Origin of the sequence: Pseudomonas sp. AM14(2022) (genome assembly GCF_036346455.1) — a bacterium.
GTDB lineage: Bacteria > Pseudomonadota > Gammaproteobacteria > Pseudomonadales > Pseudomonadaceae > Aquipseudomonas > Aquipseudomonas putida_A.
This window is the reverse complement of the sequence record NZ_JAOTNY010000003.1, coordinates 87,724-106,176: the sequence shown is the minus strand read 5'-3', so window position 1 is coordinate 106,176 and position 18,453 is coordinate 87,724. Positions and strand designations below refer to the sequence as shown.

Below are 18,453 nucleotides of genomic sequence, written 5' to 3'. Positions count from 1 at the left end.
GCTGTTTGCCAGAGACAACCCAAGGTAGAGAGGCTGCTTCCGAGGGACAACCTGAACATCTGGTAGGAAAAATCTACTAATTGATGAGGTACAGGAAGTATTCCGACAGCTAGAAAAATGCTTTCGCGAGCAAGCTCACTTCCACAGTGAAGCATTTCAAATGTGGGAGCCAGCCTGCTGGCGATGAACGATGGGCGCTCGTCAGGTTTGTGGATCGACCCGATCCAGCGCCCGGTTTACCGCGAGTTCGGCGAGCATGACGATTTGCTGGATCGCCAGTGCGGTGCTGCGTTGCAGGCCGCTGAGTTCGCTGGCGAAGTTGCTGGCCATGGCACTGGCGCAGGCCAACGATTCGTAGGCGTGGGCCAGCAGGGTTTCTGTTTCGATGCTGGGGTTGACCAGGAACATCGTGCTGGGCTGATGCGCCTCAGCGGATTGCGGGGTGAAGTAGAAATCGACAGCGCGCTTGATGGCTTCACGGTCTTTCGTCAAGTCTTCAACCCGGATGGCGTCGGCGGGTGGAAGTGTGACTTTGTGGGGTGGGTCGGGGATCAGTTTGTCCAAAATTCAACTCCTGCTACGGCGTGTGAAGATGCCATCTTCGCCGGATCTCACGCGGCAAAGAGGTGGCAGCTATGTGCAGGGTGAGATCCACCGGAGCAGGCAACCGGCCAGACCGAAGTCTGCCCGCACACAGCCGCCATAAAGCAGGCAGCAGATTGAGCTGGCGCCAATTATCGTGGTGTTGGCGCTAGTTGCAAGCATTCCGGGGATCTCACGCCCGGTCGCTGAATTGGCAGCGACAGACGAAGCCTAGAGACCGGACGTCCGAGGGACAACCTGAAAACCTTGTGGGAAGCTTCTGGTTATTTGACACAGATTTAAACAAGCCCAATGCCCTTGGTGACCAGACTGGCCCCATCGCCAGCAGGCTGGCTCCCACAGTTTCAACCCGGTTTATTCAGATAGAGACTGGTCGGCTGTCAGGCCGCCATCGCTGGCAAGCCAGGCTCCCACAGGGGTTGTGGGCATCTGCAATGGATCAGTGAGCTATCAGGATGCCTTCGCGAGCAAGCCCGCTCCCACAGTTTGAACCCGGTGTATTCAGGTAGAGATTGGTCGGCTGTCAGGCCACCATCGCCAGCATCCTGGCTCCTGCAATTTAGCAAGCGCACACCCCATGCGGCGAAGCCGCCCCACTCCAGGATGAGCGCAAGCTCGGCTGTCGCTCTTGATCTTGATCCACGGGCGACGTCGGAAGGCTGAGTGGAGGGATTGATCCGGGGGTGGGAGCGCAGCGACCGTTTGGCGCAGCCAAACACAGCGAGAGGAGGTGCAGCGAAGCAAACCGGAGGCGCTGCGCCCGGATCAATCCCGCAGCGAAGGGATCCCGAGCCCCAGCGAGCGGGCCGAACGCAGGAGCAAGCGTTTTGGGTTACTTTTTAGGCGTTTGTAAAAAGTGACTCGCCGTAAGGGCGAAACCGCCAGCCGCTGCACCCGAAGCAACGGATATTCACACAGTCAGCCAGAGCATGGTCGCCTGTCAGGGCGCCATCGCGAGCAGGCTCACTCCTACAGAAAAGCAAATCGCAGGCAACAAAAAACCCGCAGACAATCACTCATCTGCGGGTTTCTCATTCCAGCGGCAGAAAGATCAGAAATCCTCCAGCCGCCACACCTCATAAGCCGGCGTCTCGTAAGGGTGGCTCAACTTGAGAGCAGCCACCACATCACCAATCAACGCGTCACAAACCACAAGCTCAACCTTCCATTCCTCGACCCGCTCAACCTGCCCCGCCTCACCAATGAACGGCTGACTGCCGTCCAAAGGCCGAAACTGACCAGACCCAAGCACCTGCCAAGCACAGTGGTCATAGTCCCCGATCCGCCCACCACCGGCAGCGAATACAGCGTCCTTGACCACCTCGACATGACTGTCAGGAACAAAAAACCCGAGCTTGTACACGACGCTTAGTTCACCCAGACGCGAGCATTACGGAACATGCGCATCCAAGGAGCATCCTCGGTCCAGTCTTCCGAACGCCACGAGTTCTGCACCGCGCGGAACACCCGCTCCGGGTGCGGCATCATGATCGTCACGCGACCGTCGCGGCTGGTGAGACCGGTGATCCCGCGCGGCGAACCGTTCGGGTTGGCCGGGTAGGCTTCGGTGACCTTGCCGTGGTTGTCGACAAAACGCATCGCCACGCAACCCGACAGATCGGCTTCCAGCAAGGCTTCTTCGCTGGAGAACTCGGCATGGCCTTCACCGTGAGCGATGGCGATCGGCATACGCGAACCGGCCATGCCCTGCAGGAAGATCGAGTTCGATTCCTGGATCTGCACCATCGCCACGCGCGCTTCGAACTGCTCGGAGCGGTTGCGCACAAAGTGCGGCCAGAACTCGCTGCCCGGGATCAGCTCGTGCAGGTTGGACATCATCTGGCAACCGTTGCACACGCCGAGGGTGAAGCTGTCGTTACGCTCGAAGAAGCCCTGGAACGCATCGCGGGCACGGCTGTTGAACAGCGCCGACTTGGCCCAGCCTTCACCGGCGCCGAGTACGTCGCCGTAGGAGAAACCACCGCAGGCCACCAGGCCTTTGAACTCGTTCAGGTCGACGCGGCCAGCGAGAATGTCGCTCATGTGCACGTCGATCGCGTTGAAACCGGCACGGTCGAACGCGGCGGCCATTTCCACCTGACCGTTGACGCCCTGCTCACGCAGCACGGCAACCTGTGGGCGGATGCCTTTCTTGATGTAAGGCGCGGCGATGTCCTGGTTGACGTCGTAGCTCAGCTTGACGCTCAGGCCCGGGTTGTCTTCTTCCAGCAGCGCGTCGAACTCTTGCTCGGCGCAGTCGGCGTTGTCGCGCAGACGCTGGATCTGATAGCTGGTCTCGGCCCACTGACGTTGCAGCAGACGGCGCTGGCCTTCGAACACGGTGTCACCGTTGAAGGTGATGTTGATCTGGCCGTTGTTGATCGGCTGACCGATCACCGACACGCAGTCACCCAGGCCGGCCGCGCTGAATTGCGCGAGGATGTCCGGGGTGGCGTCCTGACGAACCTGGATAACGGCACCCAGCTCTTCGTTGAACAGGATCGCGGCGATTTCTGCCGAGTTTTCGGCAACGCTGTCCAGGTTCAGGCTCAGACCGCAGTGGCCGGCAAAGGCCATTTCCACCACGGAGGTCAGCAGACCACCGTCGGAACGGTCGTGGTAAGCCAGCAGGTGACCGTCGGCATTGAGGCCCTGGATCACCGCGAAGAAGGCTTTCAGGTCTTCGGCGTCGTCGACGTCCGGCGCCTGCTTGCCGAGCTTGCCATGAACCTGAGCAAGGATCGAAGCACCCATACGGTTCTGACCGCGACCGAGGTCGATCAGGATCAGGTCGGTGGTGCCCTTGTCCATGCGCAGTTCCGGGGTCAGGGTCTGACGGATGTCAGCCACTGGGGCGAAACCGGTCACGATCAGTGACATCGGCGAGGTCACGGTTTTTTCTTCACCGTTGTCGTTCCAGCGGGTGGCCATGGACATCGAGTCCTTGCCCACCGGAATGGTGATGCCCAGCTCAGGGCACAGTTCCATGCCGACCGCTTTCACGGTGTCGTACAGACGCGCGTCTTCGCCCGGGTGGCCGGCGGCGGACATCCAGTTCGCCGACAGTTTGATGTCGGAAATCTTGTTGATGCGCGAAGCGGCAATGTTGGTCAGGGTTTCGCCGATGGCCATGCGGCCCGACGCTGGAGCGTCCAGCAGCGCCAGCGGAGTGCGCTCGCCCATGGCCATCGCTTCACCGGTGTAGACGTCGAAGCTGGTGGCGGTAACTGCGACGTCGGCCACCGGAACCTGCCATGGGCCGACCATCTGGTCACGGGCCACGAGGCCGGTGATGGTACGGTCGCCAATGGTGATCAGGAAGCTTTTGCTCGCCACGGCCGGGTGATGCAGGACGCGTTCGATGGATTCGCTGATGTCGAGGTTCGACGGATCGAAATCGTCGCCCAGCTCGGCTTCGCGAACCACCGAACGGTGCATGCGCGGGGCCTTGCCCAGCAACACTTCCAGTGGCATGTCCACCGGGTTGTTGCCGAAGTGGCTATCCGTGACAGTAAGCTGCGGCTCGGCAGTGGCTTCGCCGACCACGGCGAACGGGCAACGCTCACGTTCGCAGATCGCCTTGAAGCGCTCGAAGTCGGCCGGGCCGACCGCCAGAACGTAACGTTCCTGGGATTCGTTGGACCAGATTTCGTGCGGGGCCATGCCCGGCTCGTCATTTGGAATGTTGCGCAGTTCGAAACGGCCACCACGGTCGCCGTCGTTGACCAGTTCCGGGAAGGCGTTGGACAGACCGCCCGCACCCACGTCGTGGATGAAGCTGATCGGGTTCTTGTCGCCCAGTTGCCAGCAACGGTCGATGACTTCCTGGCAGCGACGCTCCATTTCAGGGTTTTCACGCTGAACGGAAGCGAAGTCCAGATCCGCCGAGCTGGTGCCGGTGGCCATGGAAGAAGCGGCACCGCCGCCCAGACCGATCAGCATGGCCGGGCCGCCGAGCACGATCAGCTTGGAGCCGACGAGAATCTCGCCTTTCTTGACGTGTTCTTCGCGGATGTTGCCCATGCCGCCCGCGAGCATGATCGGCTTGTGGTAACCGCGAACTTCGTCACCGTGCGGGGTGCTAATCGATTGTTCGAAGGTACGGAAGTAGCCGGTCAGGGCCGGACGACCGAATTCGTTGTTGAATGCGGCGCCGCCCAGCGGGCCTTCGATCATGATGTCCAGCGCGGTAACGATGCGCTCAGGCTTGCCGTACGGCACTTCCCACGGCTGTTCGAAGCCCGGGATCTGCAGGTTCGATACGGTGAAACCGGTCAGGCCGGCCTTTGGCTTGGCGCCACGACCGGTTGCACCTTCGTCGCGGATCTCGCCACCGGAACCGGTGGACGCGCCCGGGAACGGGGCGATCGCGGTCGGGTGGTTGTGGGTTTCGACCTTCATCAGGATGTGCACCGGCTCCTGCACCGCGCCGTACTGGCGGGTTTCCGGATCCGGGAAGAAGCGGCCGGCGACGTTGCCGACGATCACCGAGGCGTTGTCCTTATAAGCGGACAGCACGCCTTCGTTGTGCATCTGATAGGTGTTCTTGATCATGCCGAACAGGCTCTTTTCCTGGCTCTCGCCGTCAATATCCCAACTGGCGTTGAAGATCTTGTGGCGGCAGTGCTCGGAGTTGGCCTGGGCGAACATCATCAGTTCGATGTCGTGCGGGTTGCGCTTGAGACCGTTGAAGGCGTTGACCAGGTAATCGATCTCGTCTTCGGCCAGGGCCAGGCCCAGCTCGGTGTTGGCCTTTTCCAGCGCGGCGCGGCCGCCACCGAGGATGTCGATCGCGGTCAGCGGCTTCGGCTCGGCGTGGCTGAACAGACCGGCGGCCTGTTCCAGATTGCCCAGAACGATCTGGGTCATGCGGTCATGCAGCACGTCGGCGATTTGCTGGGCTTCGGTATCGCTGAACTGGCCAGCGACGTAGAACGCGATGCCGCGCTCCAGGCGCTGGATCTTGCTCAGGCCGCAGTTGCGGGCGATGTCGCTGGCCTTGCTCGACCATGGCGAGATGGTGCCGAAACGCGGCAACACCAGAAACAGACGGCCGGTCGGCTCTTGTACCGGAACGCTTGGGCCGTACTTCAGAAGGCGCGCAAGCACCTGCTGTTCGTCGCCGGTCAGGACGCCGGTGACTTCGGCGAAGTGAGCGAATTCAGCATACAGGCCACTGACAGCTGGAACCTTCTGGCTCAGTTGCTCAAGGAGTTTGCTGTGGCGAAAGGCAGAAAGGGCAGGAGCGCCGCGCAGGATCAACATCTTCGGGACAGCCTCGGGAAGGGGTGTGCTTTGAGGCCGTGCATTCTAGCCTAAACCGCCCTCAACATCACCCGAAACGCTACGCACGGTTGCACTCGGATATCAATCTGTGTTTCTGCCTTTGAAGTCAAATTTCAAGGGTGTGCGAGCAGCGCTTATTTTTTCTGTCACAAAATGCCGTTCAGCCCTATTCCTGCGGGGTTTCGTGCGGTTTTGTGATCTCTAGCAGACAAGCCGCTCACTGTCGAGATATGGCGCCCGCAGCCGTTTGCGTATACTGCGCAGATGTTTTTCCCAACGGCTTTGCGTCCGCGGTACGCCAAATGGCTGATCGCAACCGGACTCTTCCTGATGCTCGGTGGCTGTGTTGATAAACCCAACACACTCGAGCGCGTAAAGGAGGATGGTGTGCTGCGGGTGATTACCCGTAACAGCCCCGCCACCTACTTTCAGGATCGCAGCGGTGAAACCGGCTTCGAATACGAGCTGGTGAAGCGCTTCGCCGACGATTTGGGGGTTGAACTGAAGATCGAGACCGCCGACAACCTCGACGACCTGTTCAACCAGATCGGCAAGCCGAACGGCCCGGTGCTGGCGGCGGCAGGTCTGGTCAGCAGCGAGGATCGCAAGAAGCAGGTGCGGTTTTCCCACTCCTACCTCGAAGTCACCCCGCAGATCATCTACCGCAACGGCCAGTCGCGCCCTACCGATCCAGGTGATCTGGTCGGCAAGAAGATCATGGTGCTCAAGGGCAGCACCCACGCCGAACAACTGGCGGAGCTGAAAAAGAAATTTCCAGGCATCGAATACGAAGAATCCGACGCCGTTGAAGTGGTCGACCTGTTGCGCATGGTCGATGAAGGCCAGATCGACCTGACGCTGGTCGACTCCAACGAAGTGGCGATGAACCAGGTGTACTTCACCAACATCCGCGTGGCCTTCGACCTCGGCGATGCGCGCAGCCAGAGCTGGGCCGTTGCCGCTGGCGAAGACAACAGCCTGCTCAACGAGATCAACGCCTACCTCGACAAGGTGCAGAAAAACGGCACCCTGCAGCGCCTGAAAGACCGCTATTACGGCCATGTCGATGTCCTCGGCTACATGGGCGCCACCACCTTCGCCCAGCACTTGCAGCAGCGCCTGCCCAAATACGAACAGCACTTCAAAACCTACGCCAAGAAAGAGAAAGTCGACTGGCGCCTGCTGGCGGCCATCGGTTATCAGGAATCGCTGTGGCAACCGGCAGTCACTTCGAAAACCGGCGTGCGCGGTTTGATGATGCTGACCCAGAACACCGCTCAGGCGATGGGCGTGTCGAACCGTCTAGATCCCAAGCAAAGCATCATGGGCGGCGCCAAGTACCTGGCCTACATGAAGGATCAGCTCGACGAATCGATTCAGGAGCCGGACCGCACCTGGTTTGCCCTGGCGGCGTACAACGTCGGCAGCGGTCACCTCGATGACGCACGCAAACTGGCGTCCCGCGAAGGCCTGAACCCGGACAAGTGGCTGGACGTGAAGAAGATGCTGCCGCGCCTGTCGCAGAAGCAGTGGTACAGCAAGACCCGCTACGGCTACGCCCGGGGCGGCGAGCCGGTGCATTTCGTGGCGAACATCCGTCGCTACTACGACATCCTGACCTGGGTGACCCAACCGCAGCTTGAAGGCGATCAGGTGGCCGAGGGCAATCTGCATGTGCCCGGTATCGACAAGTCAAAACCGGCTCAGGAGCCTGCCCCGCTCTAACCAACAGCATAAATCCAATGTGGGAGCGGGCTTGCTCGCGAATGCGGTGTGTCAGTCGACATGTTCTTTGACTGATACACCGCATTCGCGAGCAAGCCCGCTCCCACATTGGGTTCTGGGGTGTTGCTTAGGGCTTGGCGGCAGCCAAGATCAGCGCCTTCATCTCGGACACTGCAGACTTGAACCCGACGAACAACGCATGCGCCACCAGCGCATGGCCGATGTTCAATTCGTTGATGCCTTTGATCGCCGCCACGGCTTCGACGTTGTGATAATGCAGGCCATGCCCGGCGTTGACGATCAGGCCCTGCGCCAGACCAAACGCCACACCGTCCGCCACACGCTTCAACTCTTCAGCAACTTCGGTCGGGGTTTCGGCATCAGCGTAACGCCCGGTGTGCAGTTCGATGGCCGGCGCACCAACGCGCTTCGAAGCAGCGATCTGGCGCTCGTCAGCATCGATGAACAGCGACACCTCGCTGCCGATCTTCGACAGGCGCTCGACCGCTGCCCTGATGCGTTCTTCCTGCCCCGCTACATCCAGACCGCCTTCAGTGGTCAGTTCCTGACGGGTTTCCGGGACCAGGCAAATGTGCGCCGGACGGATGCGCTCGGCGAACGCCATCATTTCTTCGGTGACGCCCATTTCGAAATTCATGCGGGTCTGCAGCACATCCTTGAGCAGCAGCACGTCGCGCTCCTGAATGTGCCGGCGGTCTTCACGCAAGTGCACGGTGATGCCATCGGCGCCCGCCTCTTCCGCGTCCAGCGCTGCCTTGACCGGATCCGGGTAGCGTGTGCCACGGGCCTGACGCAGGGTGGCGACGTGGTCGATGTTCACGCCAAGAAGAATGCGATTGCTGGTGGTCACGGATGCGCTCCTGAAGGGAAAGATTCGGCGCACAGCATATCAGGGCTTGCGAAATAGCTCGCGGCTGACGAGGGGACGACCGCCCAAGTGCACGGCCAGTGCCTGACGCATCAGGCGCTTGGCCGCCGACAGTGCGCCGGGAGCGGTCCAGTCGGCGTCGGCCATGGCCAGCAGTTCGGTGCCGTTGAACAGGCCCGGCTGCAACAGAAACACCCGTTCAAGTCCGGCATCCACTTGCAGACGATACAGACCGTCCGGCGCGACCGGTTCGCTGTGGATATCGGTGTTCAGGGAGAAGCCGTAACCGAGATCGTCCAACAGGCGCCATTCGAAAGAACGCAGTAGCGGCTCCAACGGGCGACCCTCGGCCAGGGCCAGCAGTGTTGCAGCGTAATGGTCGAACACCGCCGGGTGCGGGTCTTCGGCAGGCAGCAGGCGGATCAGCAGCTCATTGAGATAGAGGCCACTGAACAGCGCCTCACCGACCATCCAGGTCGCGTTGCCGGCACTTTCCATGCGCCCGACGTTCTTCAATTCACCCTTGCCACGAAACTCGACTTCCAGTGGCACAAACGGTCGCGCCAGTGTCCCGGCCTTGCCCCGCGCACTGCGCAACACCGCCCGCAGCCGCCCTTGCGGCGTAAGGAAGTCGACCAGCGCGCTGGTTTCGCGGTAGGCGCGCGAATGCAGGACGTAGGCGAGCTGGGCGGGAGGTGGGGTTTGCGACATGGAGTTCTCGATGAAGAAACGCAGCTTTGTAAACAACCCAAAACCAAATGTGGGAGCGGGCTTGCTCGCGAATGCGGTGTAACAGTCAACATCAATGCTGAATGCTACACCGCATTCGCGAGCAAGCCCGCTCCCACAGGGGGTTCTCCGGTGTTTCGGAAAACCGCTATTTACAGGTCGCCGTAACCCAGCGAACGCAGTGCACGCTCGTCGTCGGACCAGCCGCCCTTCACCTTGACCCACAGGTTGAGCATGATCTTGGAGTCGAACAGCAGCTCCATGTCCTTGCGCGCCTCGGTGCCGATGCGCTTGATGCGCTCGCCCTTGTCGCCAATGATGATTTTCTTCTGGCCGTCACGCTCGACGAGGATCAGCGCGTGGATGTGCAGGGTCTTGCCCTGCTGCTTGAACTCTTCGATCTCGACGGTGATCTGGTACGGCAGCTCGGCGCCCATCTGACGCATGATTTTCTCGCGCACCAGTTCAGCGGCGAGGAAACGGCTGCTGCGGTCGGTGATCTGGTCTTCCGGGAAGAAGTGATCGTTCTCCGGCAGGTGATCGGCGATGACCTTTTCCAGCGCGTCGAGGTTGTGCCCGTGTTGCGCGGAAATCGGGATGATCTGTGCGTTCGGCAGCTGTTCCTGCAACCACGACAGGTGCGGCATCAGCTCGGCCTTGTCTTCGATGCGGTCGGTCTTGTTCAGTGCGACGATCAGCGGCCCGGTCACGTACTGCACGCGCTCCAGCACCATCTGGTCCTCTTCGGTCCACTTGGTGCGATCAACCACGAAGATCACCACGTCGACATCTTTCAACGCCGCCGAAGCGGTTTTGTTCATGTAGCGGTTCAGGGCCTTTTCGCCACCCTTGTGCATGCCGGGGGTGTCGACGTAGATCGCCTGCACGTCACCCTCGGTCTTGATCCCGAGCATGTTGTGACGGGTGGTCTGCGGCTTGCGCGAGGTGATCGCGAGCTTCTGGCCGAGGATGTGATTGAGCAACGTCGACTTGCCGACGTTGGGACGGCCGACGATGGCAACGTAGCCACAGCGAGTTGCGTTTGTATCAGTCATTGCCATTCTCCACGCCCAGGGCAATCAGTGCTGCGGCGGCCGCTACCTGTTCGGCAATACGACGGCTCACACCCTGACCTCGGCTTTTTTCATTCAATAAGACCACTTCGCACTCGACGAAGAAGGTACGGCAGTGCGGCTCACCCTGGATGTCCACCACTTCGTAGCGTGGCAGTTCGCAACCGCGCGATTGCAGGTGTTCCTGCAGACGGGTCTTGGGATCCTTGTTGGTGTCGACCAGCGTCAGGCCTTCGAACTCACCGGCCAGCCAGGCCAGTACGCGCTCGCGAGCGACGTCCATGCCGGCATCGAGGTAGATCGCGCCGATCAACGCTTCCAGGGCATCGGCCAGAATCGATTCGCGACGGAAGCCACCGCTTTTCAGTTCGCCCGAGCCCAGACGCAGGTAGTCGCCCAAGTCGAAACCACGGGCCAGCACGGCCAGTGTCTCACCCTTCACCAAACGTGCGCGCAAACGCGACAACTGGCCTTCGCGGGCCAGCGGGAAGCGATCGAACAGCGCCTCGCCGGCAACGAAGTTGAGGATGGCATCGCCGAGGAATTCCAGGCGTTCGTTGTTACGCCCGGCAAAGCTGCGGTGCGTGAGGGCCAGCAGCATCAGCTCCTGATCCTTGAAGGTGTAACCGAGCTGGCGCTCGAGACGGCTTAGAGAAACGCTCACGGTTTACCCACGCTGAGTTCGTGGCTGGATTCCACTGCCATCGCCGGGGTACGGCGCAGGCCTGGGACAATTAACGCTGTGTTCAAAAATGACGTCCTGAATATCGTGGCTTCATGCCCTGGTGCCGATTTGTGTCGACTCCAGAAATGCATTCGGCGCTGTGGTCAACAGCGCCGTGATTGATTACTTGATCAGGCCAACCCGCGAGAAATTCGGCAGGTGGCTGAGTTTCGGTTCCGGCCAGCTCATCCAGACAGCGAAGGCTTTGCCGACGATATTCTGGTCGGGAACCATGCCCAGCAGGTCCTTGGGAATGTTCGGGTCATCCCAGTAGCGACTGTCGTTGGAGTTGTCGCGGTTGTCGCCCATCATGAAGTAGTGCCCGGCCGGCACGGTCCAGGTATGGTCCGGCGTGGCGCGGTAGCGGCTCATTTCCTTGCGGATCAGGTGCTCGGCGGCGCCGAGTTTTTCCTTGTAGAGCTCGGCGCTGCCCAGCGTGCCTGGCTCGGAGCCGACCAGTTGCTCGGCAATCGACTCGCCATTGACCAACAGACGCTTGTCGGCGGTGTAACGCACCGTGTCGCCCGGCAGACCGACTACACGCTTGATGTAGTTGACGTTCGGGTCGCTCGGGTAGCGGAACACCATCACATCGCCACGCTGTGGATCACCGACTTCGATGATTTTCTTGTCGATCACCGGCAGGCGGATCCCGTAAGAAAACTTGTTCACCAGAATGAAGTCGCCCACGTCCAGAGTCGGTTTCATCGAGCCGGACGGGATCTGGAACGGTTCCACCAGGAACGAACGCAGCACCAGCACGATGAACAGCACCGGAAAGAACGACTTGCCGTATTCGACCAGCAACGGCTCTTTGTTCAGCTTCTCGACCACCACGGGCTCGGGCTGGCTGACACTGCCTTGGTAAGAGGCAATGGCAGCACGCCGACGCGGCGCCAGGAACAGCAGATCGAGCAACGCCAACAGGCCGCAGACGAACACGGCGATGACCAGCAACAGCGGGAAATTTAGTGACATAGGACCTGACTATTCCAACCTGAGCACGGCAAGGAAGGCTTCTTGTGGAATTTCCACGTTGCCGACCTGCTTCATGCGTTTCTTACCGGCCTTTTGCTTTTCAAGCAGCTTTTTCTTACGGCTTACGTCACCGCCGTAGCATTTGGCCAATACGTTCTTTCTGAGTGCCTTGACGGTTGTCCGGGCAACGATCTGACCGCCAATGGCCGCCTGGATCGCCACGTCGAACATCTGACGAGGAATCAGTTCTTTCATCTTCTCGGTCAACTGGCGACCTTTGAAGTGCGAATTGTCACGGTGCACGATCAACGCCAGGGCGTCGACCTTGTCACCGTTGATCAGCACGTCCAGTTTCACCAGATTAGCCGATTGGTAACGATCGAAATGGTAATCCAGCGAAGCATAGCCGCGGCTGGTGGATTTGAGGCGGTCGAAGAAATCCAGGACCACTTCGTTCATCGGCAGGTCGTAGGTCACCTGGACCTGATTGCCGAGGAACAGCATGTCGACCTGTACGCCGCGTTTCTCGATGCACAGGGTGATGACGTTACCCAAGTGCTCCTGCGGAACCAGGATGTTGGCCCGCACGATTGGCTCGCGCATGTCTTCGATGGCCGACACATCCGGAAGCTTGGATGGGTTGTCGACGTAAATCGTTTCACCGGTTTTCAGTACCAGCTCGAAAATTACCGTTGGCGCGGTGGTGATCAGGTCCAGGTCGTATTCGCGCTCGAGGCGCTCCTGGATGATCTCCATGTGCAGCATGCCGAGGAACCCGCAACGGAAGCCGAAGCCCAGTGCGTCGGAGCTTTCCGGGGTGTACTGCAGCGACGAGTCGTTCAGGGTCAGTTTCTGCAGCGCTTCGCGGAAGTCCTCGAAGTCGTCGGAGCTGACCGGGAACAGACCGGCGTAAACCTGTGGCTGGATGCGTTTGAAACCGGGCAGAACCGGGACATCCGGGGTCGAGCTCAGGGTCAGGGTGTCACCGACCGGTGCACCGTGAATGTCCTTGATGCTGGCGATGATGAAGCCCACTTCGCCAGCCTTGAGGTCAGCGGTAGCGGTGTGCTTCGGGTTGAATACACCAACGCTGTCGACCAGGTGGATCTTGCCGGTGGATTTCACCAGGATCTTGTCACCCTTCTTCACGCGGCCATGACGCACGCGCACCAGGGAGACAACGCCCAGGTAGTTGTCGAACCAGGAGTCGATGATCAGCGCTTGCAGCGGATCTTCGATGTTGCCGGTCGGCGCAGGAATGGTCGCGACCAGACGCTCGAGCACTTCGTCGACACCCAGGCCGGTCTTGGCGCTGCAGGTGACGGCGTCGGTGGCGTCGATGCCGATGATCTTCTCGATCTCGTCCTTGACGCGGTCCGGCTCGGCCTGTGGCAGGTCGATCTTGTTCAGCACCGGCATGACCTCGAGGCCTTGCTCGATGGCGGTGTAGCAGTTGGCCACGGACTGGGCTTCAACACCCTGACCGGCATCGACCACCAGCAACGCGCCTTCACACGCGGCCAGGGAACGGCTGACTTCGTAGGTGAAGTCGACGTGACCCGGGGTGTCAATGAAGTTCAGCTGGTAGGTGACGCCATCTTTGGCTTTGTAATAGAGGGTAACGCTGTGGGCCTTGATGGTGATCCCGCGTTCGCGCTCCAGATCCATGGAATCCAGTACCTGGGCTTCCATTTCACGCTCGGCCAGGCCACCGCACATCTGGATGAAACGGTCAGCCAGCGTCGACTTGCCATGGTCAATGTGGGCGATGATGGAGAAATTGCGGATATGACTCAAATCACTCACGGATCAACACTCAAAAAGGCTGCAGGCTTGGCCCGCCGAAAAATAGCCGGGAATTGTACCTGATACACGGCGCAAGCGTCACGTTCGCCTGTCACCCCGATTGCATACGAAAACGCCCCGATCTGTCGACCGAGGCGTTTTCGCGGTTAAAGCGTTGGCAACAACGCGGCCATCAACCGGCCCGTCGCAGCAACCACACACCCGCCAGCGCACAGACCGTGGCCGGCACCAGCACCGCGAACAGCGGCGAGAAGCCGAACACCAGGCTTGACGGGCCGAGCAGATCCTGGACGATGCGGAAGGTGAAGCCCACCAGCACACCGGTGAACACTCGCTGACCGAGGGTGACCGAGCGCAACGGGCCGAAGATGAAGGAGATCGCCATCAGCACCAGCGCGGCGGTGACCAGCGGCTGCAACACCTTGACCCAAAATGCCAGCCAGTAGCGGCCATTGCTCAGGCCCTGATCCGCCAGATAGTGGATGTAGCCCCACAGACCGGAAATCGACAGCGACTCAGGCGCCATCACCACCGTGTTGAGCAGTTGCGGGCTCAGCGACACGTCCCACTCCTCGCTCGGCGCATTCACCACTTCGGTGCTGCGCTCGTGGAACACCGTGGTGGTCACGTCGCTGAGCAGCCAGCGCTTGCCGTCGAACTCCGCACGCTTGGCGAAGCTGGAGCTGAGCAGGTGGCGCTCTTTGTCGAAGTGATAGCGGGTCACCCCATACAACAGGCCGTCGGGTTGCACGGCGTTGATATGGATGAATTCCTCACCCTGACGGTGCCACATGCCGTGCTTGGCGCTCTGCGCGTCGCCGCTGCCTTGCGCCAGCGAGCGATTGGCCTGGGCCATGCTTTCAGTGGCCGGGGCCACGTATTCGCCGATCAGCACGCCGGCCAGCATCAGCACCAGCATTGGCTTCATGACGGCCCAGACGATGCGCCCGATGGACACACCCGCGGCACGCATGACCGTCAGCTCGCTGCTGCTGGCCAGACTGCCAAGGCCGATCAGACAGCCGATCAGCGCGGCCATCGGCAGCATTTCATACAGGCGACGCGGCGCGGTGAGCAGGACGAAGCTCAGCACGTCGGTCAGCGTGTAGGTATCGCTGACATCGCTCATCTCGTCGATGAAGGCAAACAGGGTCGCCAGACCCAGAATGATCGCCAGCACGGCGATGATCGCCACGAATACGCTGCTGCCGATGTAGCGGTCGAGTTTAACCACGGGCCACCTCCAGCGCAGCGCTGCGACGGCTGGCCAGCTTCAGGCGCAACGGCTCCCAGTACAGCAGGCCGAGACCGATGACCAGGAAGATCCCGTGCACCCACCACAGTCCCAGCGCCGCTGGAATCTTGCCTTTTTCGAGGGCGCCGCGGGCGGCAATCAGGATGGTCAGGTAAGCCATATAAAGAAGAATCGCCGGCAGCAGCTTCAGGAAACGGCCCTGACGCGGATTGACCCGCGACAGCGGCACCGCCATCAGGGTCACGATGAACACCAGCAACGGCAGGGAAATCCGCCATTGCAGTTCGGCCTTGGAACGCTCGTCGTTGGCGCCCAGCAGGGTCGAAGTCGGGATCGCGTCACGGTCGGTGACTTCGTCACTGGCATCGGGTTTTGGCAGCAATACGCCGTAGGTGTCGTATTTGATCGCGCGGTAATCGGCCTGACCCGGGCTGCCGTCATAGCGATAGCCGTTGTGCAGGATCAGGTAGCGGTTGCCGTCAGAGTGGATCTCCTGACGGCCCTTCTCGGCCACCAGCACGGAAATCCCGCGGTCCTTCTGATCGGAGCCGAGGTTTTTCTGCGAGATAAACACGCCACCGAGGTTGACGCGATCGTCGGTCAGGCTTTCGGTGTAGGTCACCCGAGTGCCGTCACGCAACGCCTGGAAACGGCCAGGTTCGAGGGTATCGAATTCGGTCAAGGCGTCCTGTTTGTTCAGCAGCAGCTGGAACTGGTTGGCGCCCTGCGGGGCCAGACTCAGGCTCAGCCACGCCACCACCAGTGCCACCAGCGTCGCCGGGAACAGGGTCATGCGCAGCAGACGCTGCTGACTCATGCCGGTGGCCGAGAGCACGGTCATTTCGCTTTCGAGGTACAACCGGCCGTAAGCCAGCAGGATCCCGAGAAACAGACCCAACGGCAGGATCAGTTGCATGAAACCCGGCAGACGGTAACCCATGATCAGGAACAGCGATCCCGGATCGAGTTGGCCCGCAGCGGCCTGGGCAAGGTATTTGATGAAGCGACCGCTCATGATGATGACCAGCAGCACGGCGCTGACGGCGCTCAGGGTCAACATCACTTCACGGGACAGATAACGGAAGACGATCAAACCAGACACTCCAGGGTTGTCAGGCTAAGGCGGCCAAACAAGCAAACGTTTCGAGCGACCCGCAAGGCAGAGCCGTCGAAAAAAGATGCGGCATTATCCTGTGATTGAGGGCGCCTGTCACTGCGCACACTCACCCAAGCGTAGATTCCGTTGAAGATCGCACAACCGAGGGTTGTCAGGCGCGGTGAGCGAGGTTCAAACTGCCGCCTTCGTCGCAGGCACAGACCTGCGCCTCTTCTATCTATAAGCAGGCGACTGCGGACACCGTCGAACGCCTGTGTGTTGACCATTCATTCAGGGATCCGGACATGGAACTGGTTGTAAAAAGCGTTAGCCCAGAAACGTTGAAAACCGCCACCCTGGTGGTTGCCGTCGGCGAAGGCCGCAAACTCGGCGTCGCCGCCAGACAGGTCGACGAGCTGAGCGGTGGCGCGATCAGCGCCGTGCTCAAGCGTGGCGATCTGGCCGGCAAGGTCGGTCAGAGCCTGCTGCTGCACAGCCTGCCGAACCTGAAAGCCGAGCGCGTGCTGCTGGTCGGCGTGGGCAAGGATGAAGAACTGGGCGACCGTCCGTTCCGTAAAATCGTGGCTGGCATCCTCAATACCCTGAAAGGTCTGGGTGGCAGCGATGCCGTGCTGGCCCTGGATGAAATCATCGTCAAGAACCGCGACAGCTACGGCAAGACCCGTCTGCTGGCGGAAACCCTGGTGGACGGCGAATACACTTTCGACCAGTTCAAGAGCCAGAAAGCCGAACCGCGCGCCCTGAAGAAAATCACCCTGCTGACCATCAAGGCTGCGCAGGCCGAAGTGCAGCGCGCCGTGAACCATGCCACCGCGATCGCCAACGGCATGGCCTTCACCCGTAATCTGGGCAACCTGCCGCCGAACATCTGCCACCCGACCTTCCTCGGCGAGCAAGCCAAGAACCTCGGCAAAGAGTTCAAGGATCTGAAAGTCGAAGTCCTCGACGAGAAGAAGATCAAATCCCTGGGCATGGGCTCGTTCTACGCCGTCGGCCAAGGCAGCGCCCAACCGCCGCGCCTGATCGTCATGCAATACAACGGTGGCAAGAAATCCGAGAAACCTTACGCGCTGGTCGGTAAAGGAATCACCTTCGACACCGGCGGCATCAGCCTCAAGCCGGGCGCCGGCATGGACGAAATGAAGTACGACATGGGTGGCGCGGCCTCCGTGTTCGGTACCCTGCGTGCCGTGCTCGAACTGAAACTGCCGATCAACCTGGTGTGCATCCTCGCCTGCGCCGAAAACATGCCGAGCGGCAACGCCTCGCGTCCGGGCGACATCGTCACTACCATGAGCGGCCAGACCGTGGAAATCCTCAACACCGACGCCGAAGGCCGTCTGGTGCTGTGCGATGCCCTGACCTACTCCGAACGCTTCAAGCCTCAAGCAGTGATCGACATCGCCACCCTGACCGGTGCCTGTGTGGTTGCACTCGGTGCACACACGTCTGGCTTGCTGGGCAACAACGACGAGCTGATCGAGCAACTGCTCAGCGCCGGCAAAGCTGCTGACGACCGCGCCTGGCAACTGCCGCTGTTCGACGAATACCAGGAGCAACTGGACAGCCCGTTCGCCGACATCGCCAACATTGGCGGGCCGAAGGCCGGCACCATCACCGCCGCGTGCTTCCTGTCGCGCTTCACCAAGAACCTCAACTGGGCGCACCTGGACATCGCGGGCACCGCATGGACCAGCGGCGGCAAGGACAAGGGCGCCACTGGCCGTCCGGTTCCGCTGCTGACCCAATACCTGCTGGACCGCGCCAAAGCCTGAAACCGATGAACCTGGGCGGCGTCACTCTACGGTGACGCCGCTCAAGGCTCAGGAACCGCAATGACCAAAGTCGACTTCTATATCCTGCCCAGCGCCGACCCATCGGCTCGCCTGGACTTTGCCTGCAAGCTCACCGAGAAAGCCTGGCGCATGGGCCATCGCATCTACCTGCATTGCAGCGATGCTGCTCAGCGTGACGATCTCGATGCGCGCCTGTGGGCGTTCAAGGGCGAAGCCTTCGTGCCGCACGGCCCTGCCGATAGCGAACCGGACGGTTTGATCGTGCTGGGACTTGGCGCTGACTGCGGCGAGCATCAGGATCTGCTGGTCAACCTCGACCTGAAAGTCCCGGCCTTCGCCAGCCAATTCGCCCGCGTGGCGGAAGTGGTGGTGGAAGATCCGGCGATTCGCGCGGCGGCACGGGAGAGTTTCCGTTTCTACCGCGAACAGGGCTATCCTCTGCAAGATCACCGTTTACAGCGACTCTGAGTAC

14 protein-coding genes are annotated in these 18,453 nt (G+C 60.7%); 3 read left to right on the top strand and 11 right to left on the bottom strand.

What is annotated here, in order from left to right; translation table 11 throughout:
* Nucleotides 1–201: 201 nt before the first annotated feature.
* From V3W27_RS07235 to purL, 3 genes are all read right to left on the bottom strand, one after another.
* Nucleotides 202–564 carry a DUF6124 family protein gene (locus V3W27_RS07235; RefSeq protein ID WP_330206301.1) on the bottom strand — a complete coding sequence of 121 codons (363 nt, stop codon included), beginning with the start codon at nucleotides 562–564 and terminating at the stop codon, nucleotides 202–204.
* Nucleotides 565–1,654: 1,090 nt separating this feature from the next.
* A complete protein-coding gene (locus V3W27_RS07230) occupies nucleotides 1,655–1,966 on the bottom strand; it encodes a YqfO family protein (protein WP_115988147.1) in 312 nt (103 codons plus the stop codon).
* A 5-nt stretch (nucleotides 1,967–1,971) separates the two neighbouring features.
* The gene (gene purL / locus V3W27_RS07225; RefSeq protein ID WP_330206300.1) at nucleotides 1,972–5,868 is read right to left on the bottom strand and encodes a phosphoribosylformylglycinamidine synthase; all 3,897 of its coding nucleotides are present in this window, start codon (nucleotides 5,866–5,868) and stop codon (nucleotides 1,972–1,974) included.
* 285 nt (nucleotides 5,869–6,153) lie between these two features.
* On the opposite strand from purL, the gene mltF reads away from it, so the two are divergent.
* On the top strand, nucleotides 6,154–7,614 hold the full coding sequence (gene mltF / locus V3W27_RS07220) for a membrane-bound lytic murein transglycosylase MltF (protein WP_097086355.1): 1,461 nt from the start codon (nucleotides 6,154–6,156) through the stop codon (nucleotides 7,612–7,614).
* Nucleotides 7,615–7,741: 127 nt separating this feature from the next.
* Here mltF and pdxJ read toward each other — a convergent pair whose 3' ends face one another.
* From pdxJ to lptF, 8 genes are all read right to left on the bottom strand, one after another.
* Entirely contained in the window at nucleotides 7,742–8,485 is a 744-nt protein-coding gene (gene pdxJ / locus V3W27_RS07215; protein WP_122595029.1) for a pyridoxine 5'-phosphate synthase, read from the bottom strand.
* Between the two features lie 39 nt (nucleotides 8,486–8,524).
* Nucleotides 8,525–9,214 carry a DNA repair protein RecO gene (gene recO, locus V3W27_RS07210; RefSeq protein ID WP_330206299.1) on the bottom strand — a complete coding sequence of 230 codons (690 nt, stop codon included), beginning with the start codon at nucleotides 9,212–9,214 and terminating at the stop codon, nucleotides 8,525–8,527.
* Between the two features lie 170 nt (nucleotides 9,215–9,384).
* Complete coding sequence (era, locus tag V3W27_RS07205; RefSeq protein ID WP_003221935.1) at nucleotides 9,385–10,287, bottom strand: GTPase Era; 903 nt, start codon at nucleotides 10,285–10,287, stop codon at nucleotides 9,385–9,387.
* The gene (gene rnc, locus V3W27_RS07200; protein ID WP_024011703.1) at nucleotides 10,280–10,969 is read right to left on the bottom strand and encodes a ribonuclease III; all 690 of its coding nucleotides are present in this window, start codon (nucleotides 10,967–10,969) and stop codon (nucleotides 10,280–10,282) included. Before rnc ends, era begins: the two co-directional genes overlap by 8 nt.
* A 183-nt stretch (nucleotides 10,970–11,152) precedes the next feature.
* The gene (lepB, locus tag V3W27_RS07195; RefSeq protein ID WP_025112167.1) at nucleotides 11,153–12,007 is read right to left on the bottom strand and encodes a signal peptidase I; all 855 of its coding nucleotides are present in this window, start codon (nucleotides 12,005–12,007) and stop codon (nucleotides 11,153–11,155) included.
* Nucleotides 12,008–12,016: 9 nt separating this feature from the next.
* Nucleotides 12,017–13,813, bottom strand: a complete 1,797-nt coding sequence (gene lepA / locus V3W27_RS07190; protein ID WP_003221926.1) for a translation elongation factor 4 — start codon at nucleotides 13,811–13,813, stop codon at nucleotides 12,017–12,019.
* Nucleotides 13,814–13,985: 172 nt separating this feature from the next.
* A complete protein-coding gene (gene lptG / locus V3W27_RS07185; protein WP_007965162.1) occupies nucleotides 13,986–15,047 on the bottom strand; it encodes an LPS export ABC transporter permease LptG in 1,062 nt (353 codons plus the stop codon).
* Nucleotides 15,040–16,161, bottom strand: coding sequence for an LPS export ABC transporter permease LptF (lptF, locus tag V3W27_RS07180; protein ID WP_330206298.1), 1,122 nt, complete (start codon nucleotides 16,159–16,161; stop codon nucleotides 15,040–15,042). The genes lptG and lptF overlap by 8 nt, the downstream gene beginning before the upstream one ends.
* 308 nt (nucleotides 16,162–16,469) lie before the next feature.
* Between lptF and V3W27_RS07175 the strand changes: the two genes are divergently transcribed.
* Together V3W27_RS07175 and V3W27_RS07170 are read left to right on the top strand one after the other, a co-directional pair.
* A complete protein-coding gene (locus tag V3W27_RS07175) occupies nucleotides 16,470–17,960 on the top strand; it encodes a leucyl aminopeptidase (RefSeq protein ID WP_027610952.1) in 1,491 nt (496 codons plus the stop codon).
* A gap of 60 nt (nucleotides 17,961–18,020) precedes the next feature.
* Entirely contained in the window at nucleotides 18,021–18,449 is a 429-nt protein-coding gene (locus V3W27_RS07170; protein ID WP_330206297.1) for a DNA polymerase III subunit chi, read from the top strand.
* Nucleotides 18,450–18,453: the final 4 nt, after the last annotated feature.